General features: G+C 74.5%; 14 protein-coding genes. 6 read left to right on the forward strand and 8 right to left on the reverse strand.

The features are described 5' to 3' along the window. Positions 1–127 precede the first annotated feature (127 nt). From WME96_RS31045 to WME96_RS31065, 5 genes are all read left to right on the forward strand, one after another. Positions 128–3,778, forward strand: a complete 3,651-nt coding sequence (locus WME96_RS31045) for a S8 family serine peptidase (RefSeq protein WP_437285205.1) — start codon at positions 128–130, stop codon at positions 3,776–3,778. A 566-nt stretch (positions 3,779–4,344) separates the two neighbouring features. After that, a complete protein-coding gene (locus WME96_RS31050; protein ID WP_437285206.1) occupies positions 4,345–6,729 on the forward strand; it encodes a protein kinase domain-containing protein in 2,385 nt (794 codons plus the stop codon). 270 nt (positions 6,730–6,999) lie between these two features. Then, positions 7,000–9,696, forward strand: coding sequence for a vWA domain-containing protein (locus WME96_RS31055; RefSeq protein WP_437285207.1), 2,697 nt, complete (start codon positions 7,000–7,002; stop codon positions 9,694–9,696). A 153-nt stretch (positions 9,697–9,849) separates the two neighbouring features. Further along, positions 9,850–10,092, forward strand: a complete 243-nt coding sequence (locus WME96_RS31060; RefSeq protein WP_437285208.1) for a hypothetical protein — start codon at positions 9,850–9,852, stop codon at positions 10,090–10,092. Between the two features lie 316 nt (positions 10,093–10,408). Continuing rightward, complete coding sequence (locus tag WME96_RS31065) at positions 10,409–11,143, forward strand: high-affinity nickel-transport family protein (RefSeq protein WP_437285209.1); 735 nt, start codon at positions 10,409–10,411, stop codon at positions 11,141–11,143. A gap of 93 nt (positions 11,144–11,236) precedes the next feature. Here WME96_RS31065 and WME96_RS31070 read toward each other — a convergent pair whose 3' ends face one another. The 5 genes from WME96_RS31070 to WME96_RS31090 form a co-directional block, all read right to left on the reverse strand. Next, positions 11,237–11,995, reverse strand: coding sequence for a response regulator (locus WME96_RS31070; RefSeq protein ID WP_437285210.1), 759 nt, complete (start codon positions 11,993–11,995; stop codon positions 11,237–11,239). A gap of 4 nt (positions 11,996–11,999) precedes the next feature. Beyond that, a complete protein-coding gene (locus tag WME96_RS31075) occupies positions 12,000–13,151 on the reverse strand; it encodes a sensor histidine kinase (protein ID WP_437285211.1) in 1,152 nt (383 codons plus the stop codon). After that, positions 13,151–13,672: a Rab family GTPase gene (locus WME96_RS31080; protein ID WP_437285212.1), complete on the reverse strand. Its 522-nt coding sequence runs from the start codon at positions 13,670–13,672 to the stop codon at positions 13,151–13,153. Before WME96_RS31080 ends, WME96_RS31075 begins: the two co-directional genes overlap by 1 nt. A gap of 3 nt (positions 13,673–13,675) precedes the next feature. Continuing rightward, positions 13,676–15,412 carry an OmpA family protein gene (locus tag WME96_RS31085; RefSeq protein WP_437285213.1) on the reverse strand — a complete coding sequence of 579 codons (1,737 nt, stop codon included), beginning with the start codon at positions 15,410–15,412 and terminating at the stop codon, positions 13,676–13,678. A gap of 96 nt (positions 15,413–15,508) precedes the next feature. Next, on the reverse strand, positions 15,509–16,096 hold the full coding sequence (locus WME96_RS31090) for a hypothetical protein (RefSeq protein WP_437285214.1): 588 nt from the start codon (positions 16,094–16,096) through the stop codon (positions 15,509–15,511). 165 nt (positions 16,097–16,261) lie between these two features. Between WME96_RS31090 and WME96_RS31095 the strand changes: the two genes are divergently transcribed. After that, positions 16,262–17,215, forward strand: coding sequence for a hypothetical protein (locus WME96_RS31095; protein WP_437285215.1), 954 nt, complete (start codon positions 16,262–16,264; stop codon positions 17,213–17,215). Between the two features lie 31 nt (positions 17,216–17,246). On the opposite strand, the gene WME96_RS31100 is transcribed toward WME96_RS31095, so the two are convergent. The 3 genes from WME96_RS31100 to WME96_RS31110 are packed head-to-tail and all read right to left on the reverse strand — an operon-like array spanning position 17,247 to position 20,169. Further along, the gene (locus WME96_RS31100) at positions 17,247–17,918 is read right to left on the reverse strand and encodes a hypothetical protein (protein WP_437285216.1); all 672 of its coding nucleotides are present in this window, start codon (positions 17,916–17,918) and stop codon (positions 17,247–17,249) included. Between the two features lie 17 nt (positions 17,919–17,935). Next, positions 17,936–19,192, reverse strand: coding sequence for an MbnH family di-heme enzyme (locus WME96_RS31105; protein ID WP_437285217.1), 1,257 nt, complete (start codon positions 19,190–19,192; stop codon positions 17,936–17,938). Positions 19,193–19,197: 5 nt separating this feature from the next. Further along, positions 19,198–20,169: an MbnP family copper-binding protein gene (locus WME96_RS31110; protein ID WP_437285218.1), complete on the reverse strand. Its 972-nt coding sequence runs from the start codon at positions 20,167–20,169 to the stop codon at positions 19,198–19,200. Between the last annotated feature and the right edge of the window lie 66 nt (positions 20,170–20,235).

The following is a 20,235-nucleotide window of genomic DNA, read 5'->3' on the forward strand; positions in this document are numbered from 1 at the left end:
GGCGCGCCCCGTCGATCGCGGCGCGCAGACCTCCGCGATCCGGGCGCGCGCGGCGCGGCGAAGGCGCCGATTTCCTGCTGAAAGCGCCGGTTGCCTCGCGCGCACGGACCGATGGTAGGGTCCCGGCATGCGCCGCACTCGCTTTCCCTCGCTTGTTTTCCTGGGGGCGCTCGGCGGCGCCGCGGCGGGCGCGCTGGTTCCATCCGACGCCTCCGGCGACTGGCCGCCGCCCCCCTCGGCCGACGCGTCGGACATGGCCGATCGGGAGAGCTGGCCGACCGACCCCGACTACGGCCTCTCGGCCACGCAGAGCGGGCAGTGGAGCTTCTACTCCTTCCTCCCGACCCCGAGCGGGCGCCTCCACCCCCGTCCGGAGGAGTCCGCCGCCGGCATGTCGATCGACCTCGCCTGGCGGCTCACGCAGGGGGACCCGCGCGTCAGGATCGCGGTCACCGACTCGGGGATCCTCTGGGGAGACGGGGATCTGCTCGAGAAGGTGTGGCTCAACCCGGGCGAGCTCGCCCCGCACACGCCCCGGCACGCGGACGGGTCGCCGTGCGGCGGCGACGGCGAGCTCGCCGGCTTCGACTGCAACGGCGACGGGATCCTCTCCGTGTCGGACTACAAGGACACGCCGGCGCTCAGGCCCGAGCCGTCGGAGGGGCGGCCGAGGGGCGACAGGAACGGGAACGGCCGGCTCGACGCCGGGGACCTCCTCCTGCACTTCTCGGACGGCGTCGACGACGATCGGAACGGCTACGTGGACGACATCGCGGGCTGGGATTTCTTCAAGAACGACAACGATCCGTTCGACGACACCCGGAACGGCCACGGCACCGAGGGCGCGAAGACCGCGGCGGCGCAGACGAACAACCAGCTCGGCGGCGCGGGCGCCTGCCCCCGCTGCAGGATCATCCCGCTGCGCGTCGGCGACAGCCACGTCGCGGACGCGCAGGACCTGGCGAAGGCGCTCCTCTACGCGGCCGACCGCCGCGCCCACGTCGTGCAGTGCCCGGTGACCGCGATCGACAGCACCCGGTTCCTCCAGGCGGCGCTCGACCACGCCCACGCGAAGGGGACGCTCGTCGTCGCGTCGATGGGCAACCAGGGCTCGCGCCACCACAGCGTGCCCGCGACGAGCAACCACGCGCTGCCGGTGAGCGCCGTCCGCTACGACGGCCAGACCGTCACGGCGTCGACCACGTTCCTCGACGCCTCGCCGTGCTCGAGCTTCGGCGGCAACAACCTGCTCGCCGTGTCGAGCGACGGCTGCGCCAGCGACGCGACCGCCGGGCTCGCCGGCGTCGCGGGGCTGCTCTACGCCGCCGCCCTGGAGCACGGCGTGACCCTGGCCCCGGCGGAGGCGCAGGGGCTGCTCATCGCGAGCGCCGACGACATCGACGTGCCGGAGTCGCGGGAGCCGGACTCGCCGTACCGCTGGTCGCAGCCGGGGTTCGACCAGCGGTTCGGCCACGGCCGCGTCAACGCGAACCGCGCCGTCGAGGCGCTCCGCGACGGGCGCGTGCCGCCGGCGATCGACATCACGTCGCCGCGGTGGTTCGAGGTCCTCTACAAGGACAAGGTCCAGGGGCCGGTGCCCATCGAGGGCACCATCTCGGCGAAGCGGGCGAGGACGTACGACTACACGGTCGAGTGGGCGTCGGGCGCGCAGCCGCGCGACGCGGACTTCAAGGTGCTCCACGAGGAGGTGAACGTCGCGCCGGCGGTGGTCACCGGCCTCCAGGGGCCGCTCGCCTCGCTCGACGTGCGCACCATCGCCCTGTCCCACACGCGCGACCCCGACAGCCCCCACGGGGAGAACGACCGCGCGATCACGGTGCGCGTCCGCGCGGTCGCCCGCTACGGGGGCGCCATCGACAAGGTCGAGACCGAGGCGCGGCGCACCTACCACGTCGACAGCGATCCGACGCTGGTCGAGGGGTTCCCCAGGCCCATCGGCGACAGCGGCGAGGGCAGCCCGAAGATGGCGGACATCGACGGCGACGGCGTCCGCGAGCTCGTCTATCCGACGGCCGGCGGCGCGCTGCACGTGCTGAAGATGACGCCGAAGGGACCGACGGACCTGCCCGGGTTCCCTTTCCTCACGCGCCTCACCGACGGCCTGGCCAGGCCCGCGCCGTCGTCGGCCACGCCCGTCTACCGGGACGCCCCGGCGTACCGCGAGGTGAACCTGGAGCTCGGCCGCGAGCCGATCCTGGGCGCGCCCGCGATCGCGGATCTCGACGGCGACGGCGCGCAGGAGATCGCGATCTCCACCTGGCCGGGCACGATCTACGTCGTCGGCGCGGACGGCGGGGTCAGGCACGGATGGCCGGTGCGGCTGCCCGAGATCCCCTCCTGCCCCCTCGATCCCGGGGCGCCCGCGAGCGCGCCGTGCATGTCCGCGAGCGCGCGGATCGCGCGGGGGGCGTTCGCTTCACCCGTCCTCGCGGACCTCGACGGAGACGGCCGGCTCGACGTGATCCAGGCGGCGTTCGACGGCCGGGTCCACGCGTTCGACGACGGCGGCGCGCCGCTGCGCGGCTGGCCGGTCGAGGTGCACTACGCGGGCCCGCTCGCCGCGGAGCCGGCGCGGAGCCGCGTCCTCGCGACGCCCGCCGTCGGGGACTTCAACGGCGACGGGCTCCCGGATCTGCTCGTCGGATCGAGCGAGCAGCTCGGCAAGGACGGCCAGGCCGGGGCGGTCTACGTGCTCGACGCGCGCGGCACGGCCGCGCCGTCCGGGCCCGTGCTCGCGGGCTGGCCCGTGACGATGCCGTCGCTCGCGCTCGCCCCGCTCGCGGCGGAGGGGATCACGGCGTCGGCCGTCGTCGGGGAGATCGACGGCGCGCTGACGGCCGTCGTGCAGGGCAACGGGGCGCCGCCGCTCCTGCTCCCGGCGTCGCCCGGCGCGCAGGAGGATCTGCTGGCGACGCCCGCGGGCGCGCTGCCGCCGGCGCAGGGGGGCGCGCAGGCCGGGCTCGATCCGAGGTTCGGCCCCCTCTCGCCCGCCGCGGGGGCCCGGACGATGCTCCCGCTGCTCTCGCAGCCTGCGCTCGGGGACATCGATCAGGACGGCACCCCGGACGTCATCGCCGCGGGCGCCTCGGAGGCGGAGGCGGCGACCCTCCTGGGCGAGCGCGGCGCGGGGCGCCACGGGCCTCACCTGCTCGGGATCTGGAGCGGCAGGTCGGGGGCGATGCTGCCGCGCGCCCCGTTCGTCCTCGAGGATCACACGATCGGGAACAGCCAGGCGGTCGTCGATCTGAACGGCGACGACTACCCCGAGGTGCTGACGGGATCGAGCGGCTACTTCCTGCACGCCTTCGACGGGTGCGGCCGGGAGCCGCGCGGGTTCCCGAAGTTCACGGGCCAGTCGATCTCGACGACGCCCGCCGTGGGCGACATCGACGGCGACGGGAGGCTCGAGATCGCGGTGGGCACGCGCGACGGGTGGCTCTACGCCTGGCACACCGAGGCGACGACGGACGCGCTCGTCGCGTGGGAGAGCTTCCACCACGACAACCGGAACACGGGGAACCTCGGGACGCCGCTGGAGCAGGGGGGCGAGAGGAGGGCGGCGCGGCCGCTCACCGTGGACCTGTGCGAGGCGCCGCAGCAGGAGACGGTGTTCCTGCGGCCGAGCGGCGGCTGCTCCTGCGTGACACCGGGAAGGGAGCCGCGGGGCCGGGCGGGGGGCGATCGAGGCGAGGGGGCGGCGCTGGGGGCGGCGCTGGTCGGGGCGGCGGCGCTGTGGGGGCGGCGGCGGAAGACGTGACGCCGTGCGGCGGCGCGCTCTGCAGCCGCGTCTGATCTGCTTCGGCGTGCGGCCTGGACCGCGCGCAGGCGGCCGCCATCCATAGACCGCGCCCCCAGCAGGGAGACGTCGCGGGCCGCGGGATCCGCAACGAACAGACGCGAGTTCCGGGAGCTGGGCTGCCAGGGACAACGAGAGGGGCTGCCAGGGACAACGAGAGGGCTGCCAGGGACAACGAGAAGGCCGCCAGGGACAACGAGAAGGCTGCCAGGGACAACGAGAAGGCTGCCAGGGACAACGAGAGGGGCTGCCAGGGACAACGAAAAGGCTGCCAGGGACAACGAGAGGGCTGCCAGGGACAACGAGGAGGCTGCCAGGGACATCCCGGCGCGACTCCGCCTGTCCCCGGAGGGGTCTGGACCGCTGCCGTAGCGGCCTCGACGGCAGCTCGGAGCCGCCTCGACCGCGGCGCTCGCCCGCCGCGGGCTCGGCTGTCACCCCCACCACACAATCGCTCACCCGCCGCGCAAACGCCGGCCAGATGCCCCGCGCCTCCCGCGGCCCCGGCGAGATACTCTGGCGGTTCCATGACGCGCAATGTGCTGCTGCTGGAGCCGATCCCCGCGGAGCGCGACTACGTGGCCGACGTCCTGCGCGGGGCCGGGTGGTCGGTCTGCGCGCCCTCCGGCGCGCGCCCCGCGCCCGAGGACTGCGCGGCCGCCGACGCCATCGTCGCAGATCTCGACCGCGCCGCCGGCGAGGGCTGGGTCCGCGCGGTGGATCCGACGCCGCCGCCCGCGCGGCTGATCGTCACCTCCCGGTTCCGCGCCTTCCTCGAGCGGATCCGCGGGTACGAGCACGTCGCGGCGGTCGTTCACAAACCCGCCACCGCGGAGGCGCTGCTCGAGGCCCTGCTCCCGCCGCGGCCGCGGGACACCCCCACCCTGAGCGGCGGCCCGCCGGACGGCGCGGCCGACCCCCTCGACGATCCCGCGCGAGACGCCGAGCTGGAGCGGAGAGGCCTGCGCAGCACCACCCCCGACCCCGAGCTCGTCGCCGTCGCCGAGCTCGTCGCGCGGGGCGTGGGCACGCAGGCCAGCGTCGTGACGGTCGTCGACTCTGCGCGGCAGATCTTCATCGGCGCGACCGGGCTGCCCCGCGACCTGTCCATCGCCGGAGGGACGCTGCGCTCGTGGTCGTTCTGCCAGCACGTCGCGCGCGACAGCGCGCCGCTCATCGTCGAGGACGCCCGAGAGCACCCCGTCCTGTCGGACAACCCGCTCGTGGCCATGAACCTGGTCCGGTCGTACGCGGGGTTCCCCATCGTCCTGGAGGGGGTCGGGGCCGTCGGGAGCGTGTGCGCGGTCTCCGACGAGCCCCGGCAGTTCGACGCGGGGAGCATCGCGACCCTCCAGCTCGCCGCCAGGCTGGTGAGCGAGCAGCTCGCGCGGCGATCCGGCCTGTCGCCTCAGGTGACCGAGCCGAGGGAGCGCTCGACGTCGGCGGGAGCGCCAGAGAGCGCCGGGGCGCCCGTCCGCGACGGCTGGGACGCGCAGGCACCGCGGCTCGCCCCCGGCGATCTCGTGGACGACAAGTACTGGATCACGGCCATCCTCGGCACGGGCGGGCAATCGCAGGTCTACCTGGCGCGCGAGAAGCTCCTCGGGCAGCTCGTCGCGCTCAAGGTGCTGACGGAGCCGGACGACGGCGCGCTGCTGCGCGAGGCCGAGGCGCTCGTGCGGCTGAGGCACCCGAGCATCGTCCAGCTCTACGGCTGGGGGAGGCTCGACGGCGACCGCATGTACCTCATCCTGGAGTACGTCGAGGGAGAGACGATCCACCGCCACATCGTCGACGGCGCGCCGCACGGCGGGCTCATGCCCCTGCACCACGTCCTCTCGGTCGTCCGCCAGGTCGCGGGCGCGCTCGCGAGCATGCACGCCGAGGGGTACGTGCACGCGGACGTGAAGCCGGGGAACATCCTGCTCGACACGCGGATCGAGCGGGCGGTGCTCATCGATTTCGGGCTCGGGCTCCGCCTGGGGAGCGCGAGACCCCGGCTCGTCGGCGGCACCCGCGGCTACGCGGCGCCGGAGCAGATGATCCCCGGGGCAGCCCACCCGCAGCCGGCGCTCGACACCTACGCGCTCGCGGCGGTCACCTACGCCATGCTGACGGGCAGGGCCCCCTTCGAGGCCGCGAGCTCGTACGGCGTCCTCGCGCTGCAGCAGCGCGGGGAGTTCACGCCCGCCTCGCGCGCGCGGCCGGGGCTCTCTCCGGGCGTGGACGCCCTCTTCTCGCGCGCGCTCGATCCGGAGCCGTCCCGGCGCCTCGCCTCGCCCGTCGCCTTCGCCGACGCGCTGGCGGCCGCGCTCCTCTCGACCCCCGAGGAGCGCGCGCACGGCCCCGTCGCCGCGGCGCGCGACGGCGCGCCGCAGAGCCGCGGCGTTGTGTTCCGGATCTGCCGGGCCGAGGCGGCGCGGCGGCTCGGCGACAGGGGCGAGGCGCGCGTGCTGGGCGGCCTCGACCCGTCGGACCGGGAGGCGCTCGCCGCGGCGACGGAGGACGCAGCGCTCTACCCGGCGGCGCCCCTCGTGGCGTACCTGCGCGCGCTCGACGGCGCGGGCCCCGGGAGCGTGGAGGAGCTCGGCGCCGCGCTCGCGCGCGCGGCGCTCCCCGAGGTGCTGCACCGGCTCCAGGTCGCGCGGACGCCGGAGGCGCTGCTGGAGGTGGCCGGGCCGCTGCTCCGCCGGCTCCACGCGTGGGGGCGCGTCCAGGTGGAGCGCACCTCGACCCACAGCGCGCGGGTCGAGCTCTGGCTGCCGGAGGGGCTCGCGCCGGTGATGTGCCGCCACGTGAGCGGCTTCCTGCGCGCGCTGCTCGCCACGTCGGGGCGCACGACACGCCTCCTCGAGCTGCGCTGCGGGGCCGGCGTCGCGGGGACGTGCGCGCTGCAGGTCGGCTGGAGCTGATCGACCGGCCTCCGCCAGGGCGCGCCCCCTCCCGGCGCGCAGCGCGGACCGGCGACGGCCGCGGGGCAGCCTCCACGCCGAGCAGCGGCGCGATGAGCGCCGCGCCCTCGCCGCCGGAACCTCGCCGCGAGGCCGATGTCTCTCAGGGCGCGAGGGACAGCCGGCCAGCGCGGCCGGAGCGCCTCGCCGCGAGGGCGCCGATCGACGCGCCCTCTGCCGGGTTTCTGGCGACATGAGCGCGCCGCTCCGCGCGGCGCACAGGGGAGATCCATGCCCAGCTCGAACACGACGGGCGCCGCCGAGGGCGCCGCGGCCGACGCGAACACCACCGCTCCAGGGCGACCCGAGGCGGCGGCCGCCGGCGGCGCCGCCGACGCCGCGGTGCGCTCCGTGGAGATCCTCATCTCCTGGGGCGCGACCGTCCTCTTCGTCCAGCACCTCACGCCGCCGCGCGACTTCGACGTCGGCGAGCGGCGCGACGACGGCCGCCCGTGCGATGTCTTCCTCCCCGAGCGCGTGCTCGGCGCGCGTCGCGCGCCGCTCCTCGAGGTCGACCGCGCCGGGCGCGTCCGCTTCGTCCTGCCCGGCGCCGCGACCGGGACCCTGACGCTGGACGGCGCGCCCCTGCCCGCCGCCGAGGCGCGCGCGCGGCACGCCGGCGCGACGCGCGCGGACGTGGCGGACATGCCGCGCGCGGTGCTCGTTCCCCTCCCCGCGCACGCCCGCGTCGACGTCGAGCTCGCGGGCGTGCGGATCCAGATCGGCGCGGACACCGCCGCGGGCGAGCGCGTGCGCCGCTCGCTCGTGAGCCGGAAGAGCCTCGCCCTGCACGCCGCCTCGGCGGTCCTGCACCTCGGGCTCCTCGGCGCGCTCGCGCGCTGGGCTCCGCCGCTCGTCGACCCGTCCTCCGGGATGAGCGCCGACCGGATCGCGCTCGTGCAGCGGTACCTCGCCGCCGCGGACGAGCGCGAGCTGCGCGAGTCGCCCGAGCTGGAGGGCGAGCAGAGCGCGGACGCGAAGGAGGGCGGCACGGGGGCGCGGGCGAAGGGCGAGGAAGGATCGATGAGCAGCCCGCCAGCGCGCGGGATGGCGACCGGGAACAGGTGGGGAGTGGCCGGCCCGAGCGATCGACCGGCGCAGCGCGCGGCGCCGCAGGAGGCGCTGCGCGACGCTGCGGAGTTCGGGATGATCGGGCTGCTCAACCAGGGAAGCGGCGGCGATCCGAGCGCGCCCGGCGCGCCGTGGGGGCTCGACAGCCCGCCGCCGTCCGCGGGCGGCGCGGGCCTCTCATTGAACGGCGGCGCGGACGCCGGCGGCGGCGAGGGGCTGGGGCTCAGCGCGGTCGGGACCATCGGCCACGGCGCCGGCGCAGGATCCGGCCAGGGGTTCGGCAGCGGGCGCGGGCGCCTCGGCGGCGCCGCGCCGGGCGCCGCCGCCCACGCCTACGCCCAGGCGCCCGAGGCCCCCCTCGATCCGAACGGCCGCTTCGCCACCACCTACCGGCCCGGGGGCGGCCACCTCGCCGCGTTCGAGGCCGCCGTCGCGCGCGGCATCGTGCCCGCGGGGGAGCGCGCGCTCGTCGGCGACGTCGGCGCCCGCTACGCGCCGGAGATCCCGATCGATCCCGGCAAGGCGCTCGGCCTGCGCGCCGACCTGGAGCGCGCCGCGCTCGCGCCGGGCGGCGGCGCCTTCCACCTGCGCCTCGCGCTCCGCTCCGCGGCGGCGGCGGCGCCCGCGCGGCCGCGCCTCTCGGTGCACCTCGTCCTCGACACGAGCGGCTCCATGGCCGGCGCGCCGATCGACGGCGCCCGCCGCGCGGCGCAGGCGCTCGTCGACCGCCTGGCGCCCACGGACGACTTCTCGCTCACCACGTTCTCCACCGGCGCCGAGGTGCTGATCGAGGACGGCCCGGTGGGCCCGCGCCGCACGGGGATCCGCCACGTCATCGACGGGATCCGCGAGGGCGGCGGCACGAACATCGGCGAGGGGCTCTCGCTGGGCTACGCGCAGGCGAGCCGGCCGGGCATCCCCGAGGACGCCGTGCGCGTGGTGCTGCTCGTCTCCGACGGCCGCGCCACGAGCGGCCTCACCCATGGCGACCGCCTCGCGCGGCTCGCGCTCGACGCCTTCCAGCGCGGCATCCAGACGAGCGCGCTCGGGCTCGGCGACGACTACGACAGCCAGCTCATGAGCGCGATCGCGAGCGACGGGGCCGGCGGCTACTACTACCTGCGCGACCCCGAGCAGATCGCGCCGGCGCTCTCGACCGAGCTCGACAGGCGCCTCGATCCGGTCGCGACAGCGGTCGAGGTGCGCGTGCGCCTGAAGAGCGGCGTCGATCTGCTCCGCGTCTACGGCTCGCGCCGGCTGAGCGACGCCGAGGCCTCCCGGGTGCGCGCCCAGGAGATCGCGGCGGACGTCGCCGCGCTGTCGCGGGACCGGATCGCGGCCGACCGCCGCGAGGACGCCGCGGGCGGCATGCGCTTCTTCATGCCGATGTTCGCGCGCGATGACCGGCACGCCCTGCTGCTCAAGCTGAGCGCCGGCCCGGGCGCAGGGAGGCGCGCCGTCGCGAGCGTCGAGCTCAGGTACAAGGACCGCCTCTCCAGAAAGAACGTGATCGAGGAGATCCCGATCGAGGTGCGCCACGCCGACAACGACGCGGCGAGCGCCGCGTCCGTCGACGCCTCGGTGGCGCGGACTCTTCAGGGCTTCGCCGCGGGCGAGTCGCTCGCAGAGGCCGCTGCCCGCGTCGGACGCGGCGACCGCGACGGCGCCGCGGCGCTCCTCGCCGAGCGCGAGGGCATCCTCCACGAGGCCGCGGCCCGGCTGAACGAGCCGCTGTTCCTGGAGGACGCTGCACGCCTGACGCGCCTCCGCGCGCACATCGGCGCAGAGCGAGGGCTCGGCGATCCGCTCGTGCTCGCGATGCTGCTGGAGACGGCGGGGCGATCCCACCTGCGTTGACCGCAATCGCGGCGCGCGCACGGGCGGAGGCCTCGGTCAGGTGGTACGCTGAGCACGGCCATGACAGAGAGAGTCTCATCGACCGGTCGCGCGGCGCTGCGAGAGTCGCTTCTCCAGTTCTCCGCCTTCGCCGACGCGCTCGAATCCCGTGCCATGCGCGAGGCCATCGAGGCCTGCATCACCGTCCTGGACGCTCCCGGGCCGCTCGACAGGCGCCTCCTGGCCCCGTGGCTCAAGGTCGTCCACGAGCGCGCAGCAGACGTGTTTCGGCGCGGGATCCGCGAGACCTCGGGGACGCTGCGCGCGCAGATGATGCATGGCTTGAAGCAGGCTGAAGAGGACGCGGTCTGGATGCAGCAGGCCATCGACGCGTTGAGTCGAGACAGCGCGAACTGACATGCTTGGCTGAGCGGCGCCGTCGTTTCTGGCGGTGTTGCAAGGAGTCTGTATTCCTCGAGGCGCGCTGGAAGGGGCGCGTGGAGATGAAGAGCGGCGATGGAGTCGCTGTCGCTGTCACGGATGAGCGCGCCTTCACAACCGCGCTGATCGGATGTCCTTGGATTGTCGCGGTGAGCTCGCCACCGATCTCTCGAGCTGAGCCCGCGGACGACGGCCGGCAGCGTCCGGCCGATCTGGAGGGCTCGGGCCGCGGTGGTCGGGGGCGCGGTGGCGGCGTAGCACGGCGCGCGCCGTCCGTGCTACGAGACGGGGCATGATCGCCTCGGCATTTCCGCTGCTGCTCCTCGGGTTCTCTCTCGGCATGCGCCATGCGACCGACGCGGACCACGTGATCGCGGTGGCGACGGTGGTGAGCCGGGTGCGGAGCCTGGGCGTGGCGCTGCTGATCGGCGCGATGTGGGGCCTCGGTCACACGCTCACGCTGATGGTGATCGGCGGCGCCATCCTGCTGTTCGGGCTGGTGGTGCCGCCGCACGTCGGTCTGGCGATGGAGCTCGCTGTCGCGCTGATGCTCATCGGCCTCGGGGGGTATCACCTCGCGCGGATCTACCGGGCGGTCCGGCGGGGCGAGCCGGCGGCGCAGGCCGCGGAGCACCACGACGGGCACCGGCACGACCTCGGCTGGGCGGACCGCTTGTTCGGGCGATCGCGCGTCTACCTGAGCCTCCGGCCGCTGCTCATCGGCGTGGTCCACGGGCTCGCGGGCTCGGCCGCCGTGGCGCTCCTCGTGCTCACCACGGTGCGCGACCCGCGGTGGGGCGTCGGCTACATCGCGCTGTTCGGCGTGGGCACGGTCGCCGGGATGATGCTGATCACCGGGGCCCTCGCGGTGCCGTTCGCGTTCACGCGCGCGCGGTTCGGCGGGATGCACAACGCGCTCGCCGCGGTCGCGGGCCTCCTCAGCGTGGGCTTCGGCCTGTTCCTCGCCTACGACATCAGCGTCGGCTCCGGCCTGTTCACGGCGAACCCGCAGTGGACGCCCGGCTGAGAGCCCGCGGATCCGAGCCTCACGCGCGCGGCGCGTGAGCTCGAGGACCTCGCCTCCTCTCCTGCCGTCGTACCTCGGCCCTCGCGACGCTGCTCATCGGCTCGCGGACGACCACGCGCGCTCGGCCTCGCGCGGCGGCGCCGGCGCGAGGTGCGCGTCGATCTGGGTCATGAGCCAGTCCATGAACTCGTCCTTCAGGATCGTCTGCGCCACGTGCAGGTCGGTCCAGACGGGCGCGCGCGCGGCCGCCCGATCGCTCGTCTGCACAACGACCGGGATCGTGCAGAACCTCGCGTCGTCGCGCATCGCGCGGATGAGCTCCACCCCGTTCATGATGGGCATGTGGACGTCCACGATGGCCAGCGCCACGGCCTCGTGCGCGAGCAGCGCGAGGGCGTCACGCCCGTTCTCGGCCTCGAGCACCGTGAAGCGCGGCTCGAGGATCATCCGGTAACACGCCCGGATCTCCGCGTCGTCGTCCACGACGAGGATGGCGACCCCCTCGACGGCGCCGAGCACCCGCTCGACGGCGGCGCGGAGCTCCGCCGCGGTGACGGGCTTGCGCACGTAGCCGGCCACCCCTCGCAGGATGGCCTCCGCCGGCTTGTTCACGACGGAGACGAGCATCACGGGGACCCGCTCGCGCGACTGCACCAGGCGGGTGAAGGCGAAGCCGTCCATCTCGGGCATCAGGAAGTCGGTGACGATGAGGTCCGGCCTCCAGGTCCTCAGCAGCTCCAGCGCCGCGCTCCCGCTGCTCACCGTCCGGACGTCGTACGGCGCGCCCTCCAGCGCCTCCGCCATCCACGCGAGCGTCCCCGAATCATCGTCGACCAGCAAGAGCTTGGCCATGGCATCACTCCCTTTGCGTCTGTCCCTGGGTCCCTGCGCCCCGCGCCCCGCCTGCCGCGCCGGCGCGCCGCAAGCGGATCCAGAACCGCGCCCCGCCTTCCGGCCGCGGCTCGTACCCGATCGCCCCGCCCCACCGCTCCACCGCGATCCGGGCGCCGTAGAGCCCGAGGCCGCTGCCCGCCCCCGGGTCGCGGCCGTGCGCGAATTTCTGGAACAGGTGCGGCGCGATGGAAGGCGAGACGCCCGGCCCCTCGTCCTCCACGGTCACGCGCGCCCATCCTGGCTCGTCGCGCAAGAGGACCCGCACCGACGTGCGCGCCGCCGTGAAGCGGAGCGCGTTCTCGACGAGGTTGGAGACCACGCGCGCAAGCCTGCGCTCCTCGCCGACGACGCTCCACGGCGGCCCGTCGACGAGCGCCGGCGGCCCCTCCAGGCGAACCCCCCGGCTGCACGCCATGGGCAGGAGCGCCTCGACGACCTGCGCGACGGTGACGCGCAGATCCGCCACCTCGGCGAGGTCGTCGGAAGCGGCGTCGAGCGCGGCCCCCTCGGCGGCGAACGTGTCGAGGATCTCCCGGATGAGCTCGCGCTGCCGCAGGGCGGCCTTCAGCGCGACCGCGGCGAGCGCGCCGCTCTTCTCGGGGAGCGGCTGCTCTTGCAACAGGGACAGCGCGCCGAGGAGGCTGTTCAGCGGGCCGGAGAGATCATGGACGATGCAGTGGACCAGGACGTCCTTCCGCTCGACCTCGCGCGACAGCGCGTCGTGCAGGAGGCGCAGCTCGCGCGCCCGCTGGAGCAAGCGGCGGCGCTCGTGGAGCGACGCGTCGTTCCGGGTGATCACGATCAGCCGCGACGCGCCCACGCAGAGCGCCGTCGCATCGAGGTGCAGCGCCTCGCCGTCCTCGGTCATCTGCGTCCAGCAGTCGGATTGCACGCTCCGCGTGCCCTCCGTGGACCAGGCCCGCTCCGCCTCGGGCAGGAACACCTCCAGGAACGGCAGCGCGCGGTCGATCTGGAGCGGCGCCTCGCGCGGCGGCGGGATCCCGAGCCGGAGGAACCACGGCGGCGGCTGGCCGCGGACGACGAAGGCGCCGTCGTCCAGGCGCTCTAGCACGAGCTTCTCGAGCGCCGCCAGCAGCGAGGCGCCCACGGCCATCACCCCCGCCACAACGGCACCTCGCTCGCCAGCATCGCGCGCGCGAGCGCGCAGAACGCGCCCTCGACCCCGGCGCCGGTCCTGGCGCTCGTCCTGGTGACCAGGAGCCCCGCCCTCCTCAGCCGGGCCTCGGCGGCCTCGTCGACCTCCCACGCCGCCGTGAGATCGGCCTTGTTCAGGGCGATGACGGACGGGAGCTCGCCCGCGATCCCCCGCGCGGCGGCGTGGAGGCGGAGCCCCGTCTCCACCGTGGCGCGCCGCGTGCCGTCGATGACGATGAGGAAGCCCGCGGCGCCGCGCACATACGATATCTGGACGTCCTGGAACTCGTCCTCTCCGCTCAGGTCCCAGAGGATGAGATCGAGCTCGCGGTCATCGAACCTCACGCGCCGCGTCTCGATCGTCACGCCGATGGTCGTCCGGTAACTCTCGGAGAAGATGCTGCGCGCGAAGCGGGCGACGAGGCTTGTCTTGCCGACTCCGGTGGCTCCCAGCACGCAGACCTTGCGTCTCTCCCCCATGGTTCACTCCTTGCTCGCAGCGCGCAGGTCCACAAGGAAGATCACGCTGCGCGCGCGCCGCGCGTCGGCGTCGGGGGCGCACCCGGTCCCGGCGGTCCCGCTCGGGCAGGACGGGGGGAAGACCTCGCGCCGCAGGCCCGCGCCGCTCGCGCGCAGCCGGTCCGGCGGGACGCCGCGCGCGACGAGCTCGGCCGCGACGTGCTCCGCGCGGGCCAGGCTGAGCGCTCGGTTCGACGCCTCCGAGCCGACCGGGTCCGCGTAGCCGATCACGCGGATCTCGGCGGTCATGCCTGCCTCGCGCGCGAGCGCGATCAGCCGCTGCGCTGCGGCCGCGACCTCCTCGACGCGCGCGCGCTGCTCGGCGTCGAGCCGGGCAGCGCCCCGGTCGAAGAGCAGCTCCATCTGCCCGAGGTCGCGCGCCGCGGCGCGCGCCCCGTCGATCGACTCCTGCGCGACGAGGCGGTCGCCGTCGAACCGCGCGACGCCCGGGAGCACCGCCGCGGCCCACCGCGCGCGCTCGATCCAGCGCTCGGGCGCGATCCCGCTCGCCACGAGCACGCCGTCGCGGAGCGCCAGGGAGACCCCCGGCGGCGGCCGCAGCGCCTGCTCCACCCGGCGCTCGACGATCCGCGGATGGAGCGAATAGAACGGCTCGAAGCGCATCGTGACCGCGGCGCGCGCGGGGCCGCCGCGCTCGATCACGGCCCTCGGGTCCGCGGCGAGCGGATCCCGCAAGCCCGCGAACGCGTACTCTCCCCCGTGCCGCTCGGCCGAGGTCACCAGCAGGCCGGGCTCGCGCCGCAGCGCATCGGCGCAATCGGCGAAGCGGCGCTCGTCCCGCCACGAGGCGCGGAACCAGAGGCCGAGGGCGGTCGCAGCGATCGCGACCAGCAGGGCGGCCGCCGTGAGCGCGGCCCGGCCCTGGCGCGGGGCCGACCTGCGTTGCTCGCACAGACAGCGGCAGAGCAGCTCGCGGGAACCGGAGAACGGCGCCGGATCGCCGCGAAAATCGGCGAGCTCAGCGCCATAGGTGAGATGAACGTGCTCCAGCGCCTCGCGCAGGGCGAGCTCGTAGTCGTGCGGCGCCGCGCCGCGCACGATCGCGACGAGGAGGGCCGACGGGCCGTGCTCGACCCACCCCGCGAGATCGCCGACGCGGAAGCGCTCCAGCCGCGCGTCGGTGCGAAACGCGTCGTGGGCGAACGCGTCGATGGCGGTGAGCATCGCCGAGACCTGATCGGGATCCCTGAAGGGGATGTCGTCGACGCTCACGTGCTCGAGGACGATCCCCGTCCCGCGGTGGACGAGGAAGAGCTGCTCGGTCCGGTAGACCATCGAGCGGAGCAGCACCACCTCCGCGAAGGGACGCCCCGTGCGCCGCGCCTCGAGGCGCCAGCGCACGCTCTCCCAGGACAGGCTGCGGGCGAGCGCCTCGTTGAGGCGCTGGAGCATCGCCTGGAGCGCGCCGGCCACGGCCTTGCGGATGGCCGGACCCATGGCGGGGGAGATCGCGTCGGCGAACGCCCGCGGGTCCCGGCGCACGCTCTCGTGCGTCGCGGCGGTGAGGATCGGCTCCATCGCCCACGAGAGCGCCTCGCCCCGCTTGCGGCTCTCGACGACGGCCTGCGGCAGCACCTCCGCGACCATCTCGGCCATGGAGTGGTCCAGCCGCTCCTCGATCCGCCGGATCCGGCCCTGCTCGGGGCCCACGAGCAGGGGGCGGAGGTCTTCGAGCGTCATGGAGGGCGGGGGCGTCCTGCGGCGCGCTCTCGGCTGTCCCATCGGTCGTCTCCGGGCCTCCGCGTCCGCGCCGCTCGCCGGAGCGGCGCCGGCGCCTCAGGCGGCCTCGTCAGAGCGCTGCTCCGTCTTCGGGTAACGCTCCGACTCGGCGGCCCCCTCGCGCGCCGGCGAGTCCGGCAGGGCCGCGTCGGTGCTGTCGGCCCAGGCGGCGAGCTCGCGCTCGAACGTGGCGCTCAGCTCGTCGCGCGTGCGCCGCGTCTCGTCGAGGAACGCCTTGGACTGCTCCAGGAACTGCTGCCTGAACTCGCGGTGCGTGCGCGTCACGAGATCTTCCAGCCGCTGGATCCGCTGCTCGAACGACGCGATCGCCTCCCGCGACTCGCGCGCGACGTTGCCGAGCGTGCCGGCGCTGGCCGCGCGCTGGGCCTCCAGCGTCGCGCTGAGCGCCTCGATCTCCTTCCGCACGTGCGCCTCCAGCACGTCCAGGCGCCGCCGCGCCTCGCTCCGGAGCTCCTCCGCCTGGACGGCGAGCTGGGCGTCCGTGTGCGAGAGCCGGCGAGCGAGCTCCCGGAGCTGGGCGCCGCACAGGATATCGCGGACCTGCTCCAGGCTGTTGGTGATCGCGGACTCCACCTGCGCGGAGCTCGCCTCGTGCTCCGTCCGCCCGCCCGTCCTCATGGTCATGATGAAGATCCCCCTCTCCGTCGCTCGCTACATGGGTCAGCGCCACGGTCGCTGGTAGCCCTCGGGCGTCAGGCCGACCTCGCCGCGGCGCGGGTCCCGGAGCCGCTCGGCTGCTCCAGGGCGGCGCGACGCGCAGGCGATGGCGACGATCGGTAAGATGCGCCGATGCGAACTCCGCGAACCTTCGTGGCGGCCGCGACCCTCCTCGCGGCCTGCGGCAACGCGCCCGCCGGCGCCGGCGCGCCTGCCCCCGCGAGCGCCGCCGCCGCGAGCGCCGCCGCCGTCGGGCCCACGTCGCCCGCGGCGGCGCCGCCGCCCGCCGCGCAGGCCGCCGCCGCCCCGGCGCAGGCGCCCTGCGGCGCGCTGGGCTGCCTCGCGTTCGACACCCCGGCCCAGGCCTTCTCCCATGTGCTCCAGAGCAGCCCGCGCGTCCTCGCGGTGGGCGAGTCGCACGCCCAGCAGGGCGCCGAGGGCGTCCCGTCGGCGACCCGGCGCTTCACGGAGCTCTTCCTGCCCGCGCTCGCCGGCCGCGCCTCGGACCTGATCGTCGAGCTCTGGGCGGCGGACCCGCGCTGCAACAAGGAGCAGGTGGCGCGCGTCGAGGGGGAGCAGAAGGCGGTCACCCAGGCCCAGTCCGCGAGCAACCAGGGCGAGTTCCTCGCGCTCGGCAGCGAGGCGAAGCGGCTCGGCGTCACGCCCCACCTGCTGGTGCCCTCCTGCGAGGAGTACGACGCCATCGTGCGCGCGGGGCCGGACGCGGTGACGGCCATGCTCGAGATGATCGCGCGCCTGACCGCGGCCAAGGCGAAGGCGCTGCTCGGCCGCGAGGGCGCCGCGGGCAAGATGGTGGTCGCCTACGGCGGGGCGCTGCACAACGACGTCGCCCCGCGCCCGGGGCGCGAGCGCTGGAGCTTCGGACCGGAGCTCTCCGCGACGACCGGCGGGAAATACGTGGAGCTCGATCTCATCGTGCGCGAGTTCATCAGGGACTCGGAGTCCTGGCGGGCGCTGCCGTGGTACCCCCATTTCGACAGGGAGGAGCACCCGGACAAGGCGGTGCTCTTCAACCCTGCGCCGGGCTCGTACGTGCTCATCTTCCCGTTCCCGCGCGCGCGCTAGTCGCGCCCGCGCGTTCACGCGGCGATGGTCGTCAGGGCGCGACGGAGAACGTGACCGGCTCGCCCGTGAACGGCCCGCCGCCCTGCACGATGCGGTTGTTCTCGAACACCGCGTTGATCACGCTGACGGTGATCGGCGCGCCGGCGGCACGGAGCTTGTCCCAGGCCGCCGCGTCCGGCGTGTAGGTCAGCTTGGTCGTGAACACCCGGAGCAGCCCCTCGCGCTCCGGCGTCGAGAAGACCAGGAAGTAAGCGCGCCCGTTGACGGGCGTCCCGTGCGCCAGCGCCGCGCGCGCCGGCCCGAGGAGCGCGCCGAGCTCCGCCCAGACCGGCGCCCCCGCCGCGCCGGCGTCCCGCGCTCCCGGCGCGTCGCCCGTCGCGAGCCGCAGCGCCGGCGCGGGCCCTGCGCCCTGCGCCGCGCCCGCGATGTGGAAGGCAAGCGCCGGCGCGGCGTCGCCGGGGAGCGTCGCGCCGTCCTCGGGCGCGTCGAACGCCGTCCCTTGCGAGGGCTCGTCCTTCGGCTCCGCGGCGAGCAGCACGATCAGCGCCTCGTCGGTCGCGCCGCCCTCGTAGATGACGTCGTCGAGCTCCGGCCCGGACGACGTCCCGCTCGACGCGTCGTCGTGGCTGTGGCCGCACGCCCCGGCGTACATCGCGGCCGACACGAGCGCCGCCAGCGCAGGGACGAGCAGCGCTCGTCGCATGAACGGTCTCCGGCTCATCACGGCGCCTCCGCCCACGGATCCGCGTGGCGCGGGTCCGTCAGAAATTCGTCATCGGTCAGGCTCTTCAAAAAAGCGATCACGTCTGCCTTCTCCTCTGCCGTGAGCTCGAACCCCCTGATGAGCTCGCTCTTGAACCTGTTCTCGCTCCCGACACCCGCGTTGGGACCGGACGCGATCGTACGCCCTCCCGCGGCGTAGTGGTCGAGCACCTCGTCGAGCGTCTCGACGCTGCCATCATGCATGTACGGCGCCGTGAGCGCGATGTTGCGCAGCGTGGGCGCGCGGAACCGGCCCATGTCCGTCTCCACGCCCGAGACGTCGTAGACCCCGGCGTTGCCCTCGGGATACGCCCCGGTCCCGCCGATGTTGTAGAGACCGGTGTTGTGGAACATCACCTCCGTGAAGGTGGTCCCATCGTGCTGCACCGAGTCCGACAGGTTGAAGCCGCCGTGGCAGTGGAAGCACTCCAGCCTCTCGGAGAAGAAGAGATCCATGCCGCGCAGCGCCGGCTCCGACATCCCCGAGGGGTCACCGTCGTAGCGATACCGGTCGTAAGGCGAGCGGTACGAGATCAGCGACCGCTCGAACGCGCCGATCGCCCTGGTGATGTTGGCGAGCTGGATGGGATCGTCGTCGCCCGGGAAGGCCTGGGGGAAGAGCTCCCGGTACAGCGGCTCGTCCCGGAGCCGCTCGAACAGCTCCTCTTCCCTGCCCGCGAGCCCGAGCTCGACCGGGGTCTCGCCGAACATGGGGAGGAGCGCCTGCTCCTCGAGCGAGTCGAGGAGCGGATTCCCCCAGGTCAACGTGGTCAGGTACGCGACGTTGGCCAGGCTCATCGAGCCGCGCGAGTGCATCTCGCCGGTCGACCCCTTGGCGCTCCCGAGGCCGTCGGTGAACGCGAGCTCCTGCAGATGGCATGAGCCGCAGGAGTACGTGCCGTTGCCGGAGAGGCGCCTGTCGTAGAAAAGCCGCCGGCCGAGCTCGACCTTCGCCGCCGACATCGGGTTGTCCTGCGGCACCTTCGGCACCGGGAAGCCCGGCGGCAGCCCCCAGTCGAACGCGCCCTCGCTCCCTCCGCCGTCGCCGCCGCCTTCGCCCCCGCCGCCCTGGTCGTCGCCGCCATCCCCGGTCGACCCGGGGACGTCCGGCGGGTCCGCGCTGTCGCCGCAGCCGGAGGAGAGGGCCGCGAGCGCGGCGACGAGAGAGGAAGTGGCGAGGCCGCGGAGAGCGGCCCCCAGAGCAGACGTCGACATCACCCCTACTCTACCCTGAAGAAGGCCTGATGCTCGGGGCGCGGCGAGCCATCGGCGACGTCGATGCCGAGCCGGGTGAACACCAGCGCACACTCGGGATTGTTCGGCTCTGACATGCAGCCCTCGCTCCCCCCCACGTCGCTGTCCAGCACGAGCGCTGCATAGTCGACGAGCACCTTCGTCGTGAGCGGGTTGATGCCCTCGAGGACGACCTCGGCGATATTCGGGCGATCGCACGTCACCTCGCCGTCCGCGCCGGAGACGCAGCCGGTGCTGCCGACATGCACGATGAAGGCGCCCTGGTCCGCCTCGGCGGCGCTGTCGATGCGCAGGAACTTGTAGCCGTTGGTCCAGTTCCACCACAAGCCCGACAGGTTGAGCGGCGAGGGCGCCACCGACGCGTCGCCGTGGTTGAGCTCGGACGGGACGCCCACCTTGAACGACAGGCCGTCGTACTCCCCGGCCGGAACCGCCCCGCGCACCACCGAGTTCGTGTCCTTCGTCCCGTTGGCGCAGCTCCCCGACTTGTCCTCGAAATCGAGGAGCGCGACGTTCTGGTGCTGCCACAGCCCGTCCTGATCGAGCGCGACCGGCACCTCCTCGCCGTCGGCGCGGCGCAGGCGCACGTCGTGAATGTACAGGCGGAAGTCGTTGAGCCTCACCTCCGTCTGCGAGGTGCCGACTGCGTACGAGTCCTCGCAGGAGAACACGTCATCGCCGACGCGGCCTTCGAACTGCAGCTCGACGGGAATCGTCCCGTCATCGCCCCCTGCCCCGCCGCCGCCTTCGCCGTCGCCACCGGCGCCACCGGCGCCGCCAGCGCCGCCGGTCCCCCCGCCGCCGGCGCCGCCCGTGCCCGTCGAGGTCGCCGTGGCGTCGACGGGATTCGCCCCGTTCTCGCCGCCGCACGCCATGAGCGAGAGCGCAGCGCCGACCAGCGGAAACAAGAGCCGTGATGCACGAAGACCGGATTTCATGAGAGCCCTCCTGGGGAACGACGCGCGCCACGATAGGCCGCGTCGCAACCAAGCTGAATGCGACAT

The organism is Sorangium sp. So ce406, from assembly GCF_051474675.1.
In the GTDB taxonomy this organism is placed as follows: Bacteria; Myxococcota_A; Polyangia; order Polyangiales; family Polyangiaceae; genus Sorangium; species Sorangium cellulosum_G.